Source organism: Rhodococcus sp. SMB37 (genome assembly GCF_004345605.1).
GTDB lineage: Bacteria > Actinomycetota > Actinomycetes > Mycobacteriales > Mycobacteriaceae > Rhodococcus.
The window spans coordinates 73674-87102 of record NZ_SLVY01000011.1 but is presented as its reverse complement, the minus strand read 5'-3'; the positions used below and the strand labels follow the sequence as shown (position 1 = coordinate 87102).

The following is a 13429-nucleotide window of genomic DNA, read 5'->3' as shown; positions in this document are numbered from 1 at the left end:
TGAACACCTGGTCTCTATTGATGCACGTTCGCTATGGTAAGCGGGATCACACAACCCCACAAGAGCCCACTCGAACCGGAGGCCGGAGTGTCCGAACCCGAAACATACGATGTCATCGTCCTCGGCAGCGGCGCCGCAGGACTCACCGCTGCATTCACTGCAGCACACGAAGGCGCACGAGTCGCGGTCCTCGAGAAGAACGACCGAGTGGGTGGAACGACCGCGTGGTCCGGAGGCCACGTCTGGATCCCGAACAACCCGTACATGCAGGACATCGGCGCGAAGGACAGTGTCGACGACGCGATGACCTACCTGATGTCTCTCGGACGCGGCATCCTCGACGAACGCCTGGCACGTGCCTTCGTGGACGCCGGACCGAAGATGGTGCGCGCACTTGCCGACGACGGCGGGGTCGCGTTCTTCGCGGTGCCCGGCCTACCCGACTACCACCCGTCGAATCCCGGCGGCAAACCCGACGGCGGCCGAACACTCGGGCAGGAACTGTTTCCCTTCCCCACCCTCGGTGAGTGGCAGGACAAGGTCGAGGTAACCCCCTACTACTCCCCCTACCTGCGAATGGACGAGACCGCGATCGGCTGCGCAGTTCCCAAGGCACCCACCGACGAGGAGAAAGCACACCGCGAGGCCGAAGACCTGCGCGGCATGGGCGGAGGCCTCGTCGGCCACCTCCTGAACGCGTGCCTTCGTGTGGGCGTCACGATCGAGGTGTCGACAGCGGCACACGATCTGATCATCGAGAACGGCCGCGCGACCGGTGTGGTCGTCGAGACCACCGACGGACGTCGGACCCTCCATGCCACACGTGCAGTCATCCTGGCCACCGGCGGATTCGAGTGGAACGAGGAATACCGCACGGCGTTCCTGCGCGGCCACGTCACCAAACCCGCCTCGATCCCCACGAACACCGGCGACGGCCTACGCATGGCGATGCGTGCCGGAGCTGCACTCCAGAACATGCGCGAAGCCTGGTGGATCCCCATCACCGAACTCCCCGAGGGCATCAACGCCATGAACCTCGAGATGATCAACGGCGACCGCACGCGGCCACGCAGTATCATGGTGAACCGCACCGGTAGGCGCTTCACCAACGAGGCTGTCAGCTACAACTCGGTCGTGGGCGCCTTCCATCAGGAGGACGTCACCGCGTTCCGGTACGCCAACCTGCCCGCGTGGCTGATCTTCGACCACACCTATCTCACCACCTACGGATCGACCGGTCGCCCCTACACAGGCACCACACCCCCGTGGCTGGTGGAGGCGCCCACCCTCCGCGACCTCGCTCTTGCACTCGGCATCCCCGGCGACAAACTCGAGCGCACCGTCGAACAGTGGAACGCGAACGTCGCGGCGGGTAAGGACCCCCACTTCGGCCGAGGCGAGAGCGCCCACGACCGGTGGTGGGGCGATCCCTACAAGAAGGGGAGCATCGAAGGCACCCTCGGACCGATCACGGACGGCCCCTTCTACGCCATGGAATTGACCGCCGGTGTCATCGGCACCAAGGGCGGACCGAAAGTCGACGAACATGCCCGCGTCATCGATCTCGACGGCGACGTGATCGGCGGTTTGTATGCGGCGGGCAACGTCTCGTCGCCGACCGGCGCGTCGTACGGGGGCCCAGGCGGAACACTCGGTCCTGGAATGACATTCGCCTGGATCGCCGGACGGCACGCGGTCGGCGCGGGCCGATGAGCATGTCCGGCTCGATCGTCGAGGCATGGCGCGAGCGGGTCGCCGCCCACCCGAGCCGCGCGGCGATCCGATACTTCGACGGCACGATCGACGCCGCCACCCTCGATTCGCTGACCGATGGGCTGGCCACCGAGCTGCAGGCGCGGGGTGTGCGCTCGGGCGACCGGATCGGCATCTACCTACAGAACATCCCCTACTACCCAGTTGCCCTGCTGGCCGTGTGGAAGTCCGGGGCAATCGCCGTGCCGCTCAACCCGATGTACCGCGGGGACGAATTGCGGCGGCTGGTAGAGGATTCCGGCACGACGGGGATCATCGTCGCGCGTGGTACCGACGAGGCGACGCGCAACGCGCTGGCGGAAACCCCGGTCCGGTGGCTGCTCTCGGCGTCGTCGCGGGACTTCCAGACGCGGGATGACCCTCGGGTATTCACCGAGCCGGACCCCGCGCCCTCCCCTGACGGCGACCTCGCCACGATCCTCGCTGCACGACGCGGTCAGCGTCCGGCTCGGGTCATGCATGACGGCGACGACATCGCATTCATCACCTACACCTCCGGCACGACCGGACCGCCCAAGGGCGCGCTCAACACCCACCGAAATTTCCTCTGCGCTGTCTCGGGATACGCCGAGTGGATCCGGCTGGCTGCCGGCGATGTCTCCTACGCTATCGCTCCGATGTTCCACATCACCGGACTCTCGCTCAACGCCGGAATCGCGCTGCTCAACGACGTCACACTGAGCATGAGCGGACGGTTCGAAGCCTCGGTCGCACTCGACACGATCCGGGAGCACGAGGTCACCACCACCGTCGGCTCGATCACCGCGTTCAATGCGTTCTTCGGCGTTCCCGATGCGGGCGCCGACCATTTCGCGAGTGCGAAGCGTGTCTACTCCGGCGGAGCCCCGATCCCACCGGCGACGATCGACGCCTTCCGCGACCGGTTCGGCGTCTACCTCCACAACATCTGGGGTATGACCGAGACGACGGGCGGGGGTATCGCGGTGCCGCCGGGTGTGGCGGCTCCGGTGCACGGGCCGAGCGGGACGCTGTCCGTCGGCGTGGCGACACGCGGCGTCGAGGTCATCACGGTCGACGCCGCGGGCAGGCCACAGCCACCAGGTGAGGAGGGCGAACTCGTCGTCACAGCGCCGCAGGTGATTCCCGGCTACTGGCAGAACGAGGAAGCCACGGAGCTCACACTCCCTGATGGACGTCTGCACACCGGCGACGTCGCCATCATCGACGACGAGGGCTGGGTCTATCTCGTCGATCGCATCAAGGATCAGATCAACACCTCCGGCTACAAGGTGTGGCCGCGTGAGGTGGAAGACGTGTTGTACGAGCACCCGTCGGTACTCGAGGTGGCGGTGGTGGGGGTGCCCGACGACTACCGAGGTGAAGCGGTCGTCGCGTATGTGTCACTGCGCGAGGGCAAGACGACCGACCCGGTCGAACTGGCCGCTTTCGCGGGCGCGCGCCTCGCTGCATACAAGCGTCCCCGCGTGGTCCATGTACTCGACGCGCTCCCGAAGACCGCGACCGGCAAGATCCAGCGAGGCACGTTGCGCGGACGATGAACTTCGGTGTTCTCAACGGCGCATATCGCTGTCGAGAACACCAAGGTTCGGCCCGGGCGGTAAACAGCACCAGCCGTCTACGGCTTGCGGGTCTCCGGATCCATCGGCTCGATGCCCTCTTCGATCGCTTTGATCAGCAAGGCAGTGAATCGGGTGTAGAAGCGCGCCATCCGGATGAAGCCGGTGCCGAACCAGAGCCCGGGCTGCGCCGATCGGCGCCAGGTGTTCGCGTACTCGCCGTCGGCGGCGCGACCGTACGCTTTGTCGATCTTCGCTGCGGCGGAGCCGAGGACCGGCTTCAAATGGCCCCAGAACTGGTGGTAGCCGGTCGCGAAGACGATCAGTTCGACGTCGTACATCTCCGACCCGTCGGTGAATACCACCGTTGTGCCGCCCTTGATCTCCGCGACCTCGACGCCCTGCTTCAGGCGGACTCGGCCGTCGGCAATCAACTGGGATGCGCCGATGTCGATCTGGTAGCTGTCCTTGCCGGACATGTGCGCACCGATGATCCCTGTACCGTCCGGGCCCCAGTTGAGCTTGAACCCCTGAGATTCGAGTGCGTCGAGCAGTTCCTTGTCGGCCGCCTTCGCGAGCTGCACGAGTTCCTTGTTGAACTCGTCGACCCGCTCGTTGGGCAGGGCGTAGGTCATCTGGTCGGCGAGGTCGGGTGTCAGCGTCATGTCCTCGGTGAACAGCGTCGACCAGTACTTGTGGTAACTCGGGTAGGTGACGACGTAGGTCGAGGTGCGCTGCACAATCGTGACGTCGGCATCGTGTTCCCAGAGGTCGTGCGCCAGTTCGTGACCGCTGACCCCCGACCCGATGACGAGCGTCTTCTTGCCGGAATAACGGTCGCCGTCCTGGAATTCGTCGGAGTGCACTGCGACACCGCGGTATTCCTGGAGTCCCTCGATCTCGGGGATGCGCGGCGAACCGAACATTCCGCCCGCGACGATGAAGTGGCGCGGGTGCAGGTCGCGGATCGAGCCGTCGCCCATCTGCACGCGGACCGTCCAGCGCTCGGATTCCTCGTCGTAGTGTCCACTGAGGAAGGTCGTGCTTGTCCATACATTGAGATCGAGTGTGGTGGCGTACGTTTCGAGCCAGTTCGCGAACTTGTCCTTCGGAGTGTGCGCCGGCCATGTAGCAGGAAGGGGGAGATACGGCAGGTGGTCGCCGTAGACGGTGCTGTGCAACGCAAGCGAGGCGTAGCGTTTGCGCCACGTGTCGCCGATGCGTGCCTCCCGGTCGATCACGAGCGTGTCGACGTCGAGGGCACCCAGCCTCGCTGCGAGAGCCAGGCCGTTGTGGCCAGCGCCGAGCACGAGCACGGTGGGGTCGCGGTCCTCGAACGACGTCTCGTTGCGCCGGTCGTCGGCCCAGCGCGTGCGGCCCGGGACGACGCCGTAGACCTTTCCTTCGGGGCGACGGTGACGGGTTCCCTCGGGGAATGCTTCGAGCCCTTCGACCTGGGTCTGCAGCGTGAACGCAACGAAGCGCGACCCGTCGCGTACGAGTCGCGCGAATCCGCGATCGATCCGGTCGTTGGTTGTGAAGTCGAAGAACCCCATGATGTCGTCGCCGGAGACGAAGGGCTCCTGCTCTGCACTCACAGCGAAGCCGGACGCGCTCCATTCCTTGGCGAGCTCGATCAGACGACCGGCGGTCTGCGCGCCGCCTACGGCGTGGTGGAAGTCCCATGGGAAGGCCATGAAGTCGCGCCACGTGGCGTCGGGGTGCAGGGATGCCCCGAGCTCGACCTCCGAGCCCTTCTCGAGCGCGGACGCGAATTCCGCGAGCCAGGCCGTGAAGACCTGTGCCGCATTCGGAGTGTCGATCTCAGAGGTTGAGTTGCGCCGAGCATCCGTCATGGGTTGCGGCTCCTTCTCGGTGTGATGCATGATCCGAAGGCTTGTGTATTTAACGCACACTTTGGTTCTATATACACACATACTGGTCGAACGCTCCACTTCTCGTCAAGAGTCCGGAACGGAACCTTGTGGGGCCCAGCACCATCAGCTACCGTCGAAGTGCATTTCCTACACGTCGATGTGCACTATTTGAGACGGAGGCCAGGATGGTAGGCATCGACTCCCATAAGGTGGGGGCCGGGTTGACCGTCCGAACCTTCACATCGCCACAGACTGCGACGAGCCCATACCTGGTCCTGGCCCTGGTCCTGAACGGCGACCACTCGGACAGCTGTCGGGAGCTTGCCGTCGACGGGCTGGTGATCGTCGAGGTTCCTACCCGTGCCGGCAGTGCGCTCGACGACTGCGACCGCGCCCTGCAATGGGCCCGCTCGGTGGCCACCGCTCTCTTCGAAGCAGACCCGAGCCGCATCGCCGTTCTCGATACGCCGGAAACGCAGCCCCTGGCCGCCGAACTCGCCGAGCGAGTACAGGTTCGGAAGGAACCCCCGATCCTCGCCGAGACGTTCCACTCCACCGAGAACGATCTGCACGCTCGCATCGCGGCACTCCCGGAGTTCGCGGGCCCCACCGAGCCCGCCGTCGCGGTCCACCGCAGGGTCGAATCGGCAACACTCGCCCAGCTCGACCACCTGACCCGGTGGGACACCACGAGCATCGACACCATTCGTGCGGCCTACGCCAAGATCACTCCACCTCCGGCCCCGGCGAACGAACGAGTCGAGCGGGTCGACGACGTCGTCCCCGGCACCGAGGAACAGCCGAGCGTACCCGTCCGCTGGTACCTGCCTCGGGATGCCAGAGGTCCACTCCCTGCCATCGTGTACTTCCACGGCGGTGCCTTCATCATGGGTGGGCTCGACGAGAACGACGATCGGCTCGATCTCATCGCCGCCGACCTCGGTTGCGCAGTCGTATCGGTCGACTACCGCCTGGCACCGGAGAATCCCTACCCCGCCGGGCTCGACGATGCAGAGACGGTCTGGCGCCACATCCTCACACACTCCGACGGTCTCGGCGTCGACCTGTCTCGTCTCGTCATCTGCGGCGCCAGCGCCGGTGCCGGGCTCGCCACCGCGCTGTGCATCCGTCTCGCCGAGGTGGGTCTTCCCCAGCCCGCGCTCCAACTCCTGGTCTATCCGATGCTCGACGACCGTGAGCACGGCTCCCTCCGGGCACTCGAGGGCGGTGCCGGACATTGGGGTCTGTGGCGACTCGAGGCCGAACGTCACTCGTGGCTGGCGTATCTCGGCGAACTCCACGGCACAGTCCTCCCGGCGACAGCCGCACCCGGACGAGCAACTCCCGACGACTTGCGCGGCACCGCACCCGCATTCATCGGTATCGGCGACGTGGACGCGCTGCTCGACTCCAACCTGCGCTATGCCGCGAAACTGTCCCGGGCCGGGACTCCGGTCGAACTCCATGTCTACCCCGGGGTGATACACGGCGGGTTCGTCGCCCGCCCTCGTACACAACAGACCCAGCGTTTCCTCGACGACGTCTACGCCGTCCTGCGCAGGACCTTCGAGGCCGGCGACTGAATTTCAGCGCATCGCGGCCAGCAGCGCGTCCGACATCGCGTCGATCGCGCGTTCACGCTCGATCTCCCACCCCTGGATCAACCAGAGATGCATGAAGTAGTCGAGCATCGAGTAGAGCATCGCGGCGCTGAGACGCAATTGCTCCCTGGTGGCCGACGTCTTGGTGCGTGACCATTCGACGACCAGTTCCTCCATGGTCCGCATGTGCTCTGCGGCGAACTCCGGATCGGCCGCGCGCGCCTCGTGCAGCGTCTTGTACAGGATCGGAGCCTCCAGATAGAAGTCGACCATCCGCTCGAAGAACTTCCGCACCGAGGCAGCCTGCCCATGCCCCCAGTTGAAGCCGTCCTGGGCCTGCCACTCGACCATCCGCGCGTCGCGGAGGTTTCGCAGCACAGTGGCCTTGCCGTCGAAGTGCAGGTAGAAGGTTGCCCGCCCGATGCCGGCCCGCTGCACGATGTCGTCGACCGTGGTCGCGAAGTATCCGCGGTCTGCGAATGCCTCCAGGGAGGCATCGAGGATGCTCTGCCGGGTCAGGTTGCGTTGACGCTCGCGCATGGACAGTCGTGGAGTAGTGCTCATGAATCGGTGATCCTAACTAGGACCGCTTCCGGGCGGCCTTGCTGAGCCGGAACTCGGGGGGAAAATTCTCGTCGTTCGCCTTCACCGAATCGGTCAGCCCCGCCTCCATCATCTCGGCGTCGAGATGGAACTCCTGCTCATCCGGGCGGACGAGCCGCCCCATGGACTCGACCATACCGGTGAGGAGACTGCCCATGTACTCGCCCTGATGCTGCTTCATCATCCGGAAGAACATCTTCTGGATGACGACAGTGTCGGTCGGGCGGTTGCGCGCGCACGCCTTCGCGTACGTCTGCACCTCATCCTCGAGGTCGTCGCGGGCCACGACCTTGTTGAGGAAACCGCATTCGTACATCTCGTCGGCGGTGAACGGTCGGCCGGTGAACACCATCTCCTGGAAACGCCGGATTCCCATCGTCATCGCCCACGTCCACATGCGCGGACCCCAGCCGACGTAGCGGAACGCGGCATGCCCGAACAGTGCGTCGTCGGACGCGATCACGAGGTCGGCGTCTGCAGCCTGGTAGAAGTGCCACCCGTAGCAGTAGCCCTTGACCTCGACGATGCTGATCTTGTTGAACTCCTGCAGACTCCGGCAGCCGGACCGGGCGTCGGCGAACCACGAGCCGTAGTTGCCCATGTTGCGGTACGAGTCCTTCGGCGGATAGACGACGTCGGGGTCGTCGATCCGGAACTCCTCGAGTCGCTCGGCGGAGTCTCCGTGGTCGATACCGGCCATGAAGTCCGGTAGGTCGACCCCGCTTCCGAAATCGTCGCCCTCGGCCCGCACCACCAGGACCTTCACGTCGTCGTCGATGCTCGCCCGATGAAGCAGATCGGCGTAGCGTAGTCGCGCTTCGACCGTGGGAGCGTTCAGGCGGTCGGGCCGGTTGAACGTGATGGTCGCGATCTTCGAAGCCGGATCCTTCTCGTAGAGGATGATCTCTTCCGCCGACGGCGGTTCGCTGTTCGACATGTGTGTACTCCTCGAAGTCAGTATTGGCTACCGAGACTTGTTACCGAGCGGGAGCCCGGCCGATCACTCCGTCTGCTTCCAGTGCACGCAGGTCGTCGTCGGTGACGCCCAGCGCCTTCAGTTCGTCGTCGTTGTGTTCCCCGAGCAACGGCGCCGGGCGCTGTGTCAGACGCTCGGGGAGTCCGGTCATGGTGAACGGCAGGGTGCTCTGCCGATAACGGCCGGCGACAGGGTGTTCCATGTCCTCGAAGAACTTCCGCGCGATCAGCTGCTCGATCTCGATCTGGCGGTGCGGCTGCATCACCTTCGCGACGGGGACACCGGCGCTCCACAGCCGGTCGACGATGTGCTCGGCATTCCGGCCTTCGCACCAGGCCTGCATGAGCTTGTCGATCTCGTCATGATACTCGAGACGCCCTGCAGCGGCAGCGAAGCGGGCGTCCCGGAACTCCGGGACCTCCTTCGAGGCGTCGACGAGCGCACCCCACTGGGCGTCGTTCTCGACGGCGAGTGCAATCCAACTGTCGGGCCGGCCGAACTCGTCGACGTCCTTCGTCCGGTACAACCCTTGCGGAGCGGCGTCCGGCCCTCGGTTTCCCTGTCGCGTCAGAATCGACCCGGTCGCGGTGTATTCGATGATCTGCTCAGCGGTGATGCTCAGTGCCGCATCGATCATCGACGCTTCGACGAGCGCACCTTCGCCTGTGGCCGTGCGGTGTTCGAGCGCGAGTAGCAGACCGTACACCGCGTGCATGCCGGCGTTCGGGTCGCCGATACAGGAGGGTTCGAGTGGGTTCCGGTCCGGGTAGCCCGTCATCCAGGTCAGGCCCGCGGCGTCCTCGATCGAATAGGCGAATGCGGCGATGTCGCGCCAGGGACCGTCGAGTCCGAAGCCCGGCATACGCACCATCACGATGTCGGGCCTGATCTCGCGTACCCGCTCGTAGTTCAGCCCCGCTTGATCGAGCACCCGCGGCGTGAAGTTCTCTACGAGCACGTCGCAGGTTTCGATGAGACGCTCGAGCAGTGTGCGCCCCTCGTCGGTGGTGAAGTCGATCGTGACACTCTTCTTGCCGGCATTTCCACCGAGATGAATGGGGGAACGTTCCCACCACATGTCGACGTCACCCGACACTCCACCGACGAGCCGACCGCCGTCCGGGCGTACAACGGACTCGAGATGAATGACGTCGGCGCCGAGCAGGGCGAGCAGATGGGTCGAGGTGGGGCCGGCCCAGAAGGCCGTCATGTCGAGCACCCGCAACCCGGCGAACGGCAAGGTGCCACTAGCGCCGTCGCTGTGTGCGCGCACGGGACCGAACCGGTCGCGATGCGCACCGAGAGCTGGAGATGGTTGCGGTGCAGCCCAAGTGAACGACGACACCTGGAAAGGTTGGCGCGGCTGCAGGAACTTCCCGTACGGGTTCTCGACGAACACCCTGCGCGCTTCGAAGTGGTCGAGTGTGGCGACGTTGCTGGGATCTGCGACGGGAGCGTTCGGGATTCGGAAGGCGATCGCCAGTTCGCGGATTTCGTCGACGGTGCGCTCGGCTACCCATTCGGCGATCAGGGGCGCCACCTCCGCCGGACGGGACATGATGGCGTCGTCCTCGATCCATTCCGCGTGGTTCATCATCACGTAGAGGTCCTGGCGCTGTTGCAGCGTCCCGCAAGCCATTCCGACCAGACCGTCGGCAGCCTGCTGCACGCCTGGGAGCACGAGCGCCCGTTCGGTGCGCCACGGTCGCTCCATCACATCGTGGTAGGTGACGGGGTAATACGTCAGACTCAACACGATCGCCTCGAGCATCGACAGGTCGATGAGGCACCCGCGACCCGTGAGGCGTGAATTCACACGTCCGGTCAGGGCCCCGATGGCGGTGTAGGTGCCGGTCACGAACTGTCCAACCCGGCCGCCCACCTGGACAGGCGCGCGATCGGGCGCGCCACGGCCCAGGCCGACGATCGCGCCTGACCACGCTTGAAGTGTGAATTCGGTTGCAGCCCTGCCACTCCACGGGCCATCGAGTCCGAACGGGCTGATCGATACGATGACGAGGTGCGGGTAGTCGGCTTCCAACCGCTTCGGATGCAGTTCGGCGATACTCGCGAAGGGGGAATCCGCTGACCAGATCACCGCATCGGCGCTCGCCAGCCGCCGCCCGACCTGCATTGCGACGTCCGCGGATTCAGGATCGAGGACGAGGCTTTCCTTGCCGCCCGCCAAGAACTGGAAGAACGGACCGCTCTCTTCGTCGCCGATCTCAGCACCCGAGCCGGACCAGCGACGCAACGGGTCGCCGTCCGTCGCTTCCACTTTCAGGACCGTGGCACCACCGTCTACCAGGAGCTTCGTCCCGTAGCCTCCGGCAACGCCGATGGACAGGTCGACGACGACGAAGCCCTCGAGCGGAAGCTCTTCGATCCGGCTGTCCTGACCTTTGTACATTCGAGATTCCTCACGCCCGTCGGATCAGCAGCCAACCCAGTTCACTAGACGATGTGTCTCGTTATTGGACACTGTTCCTCAGCACAGGGGGGATCGTCAAGCAAATGGTCGGATTCTCCAGCGAAGTGTCGGCGCTCGTCAGCCCGCGGTGGCACCAGAAGGGCTGTCGGCGACGTACTTCTCCATGCGCAGAGCACTCAACAGCTGCGTCGACAGCAGGCTCGCGTCCTGCGCGATGCCGGCAGCGGCGACGAACCGATCGGGTCGCAGGAACAGGACCGACTCGCGGTGAGCGTCGAACCAGGCCTTGAGCTGCCCCGGGTCGCCGACCACGGTCACGTCGTCTCCGTACGAGGTCCGCCCCACCTGGGCAGCCGGAACGACGGTGACGAGCCGCGCACCGATCTTGCGCCACGCCTCCACGCTGGGCTTGTCGAGCACCGCGGTGGGGTCGTTGTTCCAGCAAAGCACCGCGAACCAGCTTCCGAGCGCCTCGTCGAGACGGCACCGGCCGTTCTCGGTGACGACCTCGGGCTGAATGAACATCCGGCCGACCGGCGAGTCCTTGCCGGGGAGGGGCACCACCGCCCCGGTCTCGTATCGCGGCATCGGCTTGAACCGCATCTCGAGGATGTAGCGCTTGAGGGCGGGGAGCGCCGACGCCGAGCGAAGCACCCGGTCGCGAAGCCAGGCAAGGCGCTTGTCACGCACCGAGATCACCCGCCCGACCATGGTCGACAGATCGATCATGGCCCGGGCATGTCCGCGCCGCTCCGCATCGTAGGTGGTCAGCAGGTCGGGGTCGGCCTGTCCGGAGCACACTGCGGCGAGTTTCCAGCCGAGATTGACCGCGTCGCGCATGCCGCTGTTGTATCCCTGCCCCTGCCAGACGGGCATGAGGTGGGCGGCGTCGCCCGCGATGAAGATGCGTCCGCGACCGAACTCCCCCGCGATCCGCGAGTGATGGGTGTAGATGCGGTAGGCAATGATCTCGGCGTCCTCCGGGCGCGGGATGTGCAGGCCGAGAAGAGCGCGCACGAAGCCGATGTCGTCGACCTCGCTGTCGTGCTCGTCGTCCATGAGCATGAACTCGAAGCGCCGGATGCCGTGGGCGATGGAAATGGACGCGTAGGGCCGCTCGGGGTCGGCGCCGACGTAGCTGTTCGGCGAGCCGAGGGGGTCATGGGCGAGGTCCACAACGAGCCAACGGGTGGACGACGTGACACCGTCGAACGCGGTCCCGATGATGTGGCGGGTTCGACTCTTACCGCCGTCGCATCCGACCACGTATCGCGCGCGCACCTCGCGAGGTGCGCCGCGGTCGCGGAGTTCGACAACGACACCGTCCCCGTCTTCTCGCAGGGACTGCATCGGGGTGGACCAGCACACGTCGACGGTGTCGAAACGCGCGAGGCCTTCGAGGAGCTCGGCATCCACGAGTGGCTGGACGAACCCGTTGCGCCGCGGCCAGCCGAACTGCGCCCGACTCGGCGCCATCTCCGCGAGAAGCTCACCATTGCCGTTGACGAATCGCAGGATCTGATTCGGAATGAGGTGCTGTTCAACGTTTCTTGCCAGACCGATGCCCTGGAATGCGCGCATGGACTCATCGTCCAGTCCCACACCGCGCGGGTAGTCGATGAGGACGTCTCGCTCCTCCGCGATGAGAACCTGCAGCCCTCGGGCTCCCAGAATGTTCGCCAAGGTGAGCCCCACGGGCCCAGCTCCCACGATGAGCACATCGACGGCAGCAGGCTCCGAAGCAGATCGTTCTCGACCGTCGGTCACGGGCACTCCCTTGCATCAGTGTGTTGTATTTATCGAACACCGAGCTTCTATATCCACACGTACTATGTCGAATGCGGAGCTATAGTGTCAACACCGCCATCGCGGCCGAAGTGCATATAATGAGCTTCATGTTGTACTTTTCGCTCACGGGCGTGCGCTGAATGACGACGTCGAACGGGCGCCAGCAGCCTGCACCCCAGGTCGGCAGCCGGACGCTGGCTCGCGGACTCACCGCACTGCTTGCCGTCGTGGACTCCCCCGACGGCATGACCGTTCAGCGTCTCGCCGCCGAACTGGACGTCCACCGCTCGATCGCGTACCGAATCCTGCAGACATTGCGCGACTTCGGATTCGTGACGCACGGATCCGACGGCAGCTACCGCCCCGGAGCGCTCCTCGCCGCCCTCTCGACGTCCTACCTACCGGCGCTGCGCGAGATCGCCACCCCGGTGATGCGTCGCCTCGCCGACCAGGCCGGTTGCACCGTGCACCTGTTCGTCGTCGAGGGCGAGGAAGCAGTCTCGATCGAGGTGGTGGAGCCCGTGACGGTGCTCCAGCACATTGCTTTCCGCGCCGGAATGCGGACGCCGCTGGATCGCGGCGCCGCCGGTTACGCGCTGCTTGCAGCGGGGCCGGCACTTCCGGGCGAGCCCGAGGTAGTCGTCGAGGCACGGCGGCGCGGATACGCTACGAGCTCGGGTGAGGTCGAGTCCGGCGCCTACGCGGTCGCGGCCCCGATCGCGAACTCACACCCCGCGGCGTGCCTGACGCTCATGAGCCATCGTGAGAACCAGCTGGCCACGGCTGCGCCGGAGGTCGTGCGGGCCGCGGAGGAGATCGCATCGGCAGTGCTCGAGGGCTGA

9 protein-coding genes are annotated in these 13429 nt (G+C 65.5%); 4 read left to right on the top strand and 5 right to left on the bottom strand.

Going from position 1 to position 13429, the window contains the following annotated elements; all coding sequences use genetic code 11:
• Positions 1 to 87 precede the first annotated feature (87 nt).
• Positions 88 to 1713: an FAD-dependent oxidoreductase gene (locus EV641_RS18160; protein WP_241997337.1), complete on the top strand. Its 1626-nt coding sequence runs from the start codon at positions 88 to 90 to the stop codon at positions 1711 to 1713.
• Positions 1710 to 3293: an AMP-binding protein gene (locus EV641_RS18155; RefSeq protein WP_132473518.1), complete on the top strand. Its 1584-nt coding sequence runs from the start codon at positions 1710 to 1712 to the stop codon at positions 3291 to 3293. The genes EV641_RS18160 and EV641_RS18155 overlap by 4 nt, the downstream gene beginning before the upstream one ends.
• Before the next feature lie 77 nt (positions 3294 to 3370).
• Here the strand turns inward: EV641_RS18155 and EV641_RS18150 are convergent, their stop codons facing one another.
• Positions 3371 to 5167 carry an NAD(P)/FAD-dependent oxidoreductase gene (locus EV641_RS18150; RefSeq protein WP_132473516.1) on the bottom strand — a complete coding sequence of 599 codons (1797 nt, stop codon included), beginning with the start codon at positions 5165 to 5167 and terminating at the stop codon, positions 3371 to 3373.
• 242 nt (positions 5168 to 5409) lie between these two features.
• On the opposite strand from EV641_RS18150, the gene EV641_RS18145 reads away from it, so the two are divergent.
• Positions 5410 to 6771: an alpha/beta hydrolase gene (locus EV641_RS18145; RefSeq protein ID WP_241997336.1), complete on the top strand. Its 1362-nt coding sequence runs from the start codon at positions 5410 to 5412 to the stop codon at positions 6769 to 6771.
• Positions 6772 to 6774: 3 nt separating this feature from the next.
• Here EV641_RS18145 and EV641_RS18140 read toward each other — a convergent pair whose 3' ends face one another.
• From EV641_RS18140 to EV641_RS18125, 4 genes are all read right to left on the bottom strand, one after another.
• On the bottom strand, positions 6775 to 7353 hold the full coding sequence (locus tag EV641_RS18140) for a TetR/AcrR family transcriptional regulator (RefSeq protein ID WP_132473512.1): 579 nt from the start codon (positions 7351 to 7353) through the stop codon (positions 6775 to 6777).
• Positions 7354 to 7369: 16 nt separating this feature from the next.
• The gene (locus EV641_RS18135) at positions 7370 to 8329 is read right to left on the bottom strand and encodes an enoyl-CoA hydratase/isomerase family protein (protein ID WP_132473510.1); all 960 of its coding nucleotides are present in this window, start codon (positions 8327 to 8329) and stop codon (positions 7370 to 7372) included.
• A gap of 40 nt (positions 8330 to 8369) precedes the next feature.
• Positions 8370 to 10778: a CoA transferase gene (locus EV641_RS18130; protein WP_132473508.1), complete on the bottom strand. Its 2409-nt coding sequence runs from the start codon at positions 10776 to 10778 to the stop codon at positions 8370 to 8372.
• 138 nt (positions 10779 to 10916) lie between these two features.
• Positions 10917 to 12566, bottom strand: coding sequence for a bifunctional 3-(3-hydroxy-phenyl)propionate/3-hydroxycinnamic acid hydroxylase (locus tag EV641_RS18125; RefSeq protein WP_132473506.1), 1650 nt, complete (start codon positions 12564 to 12566; stop codon positions 10917 to 10919).
• Between the two features lie 161 nt (positions 12567 to 12727).
• Here EV641_RS18125 and EV641_RS18120 point away from each other — a divergent pair, with 161 nt between their 5' ends.
• Positions 12728 to 13429, top strand: a complete 702-nt coding sequence (locus tag EV641_RS18120; RefSeq protein WP_132473504.1) for a helix-turn-helix domain-containing protein — start codon at positions 12728 to 12730, stop codon at positions 13427 to 13429.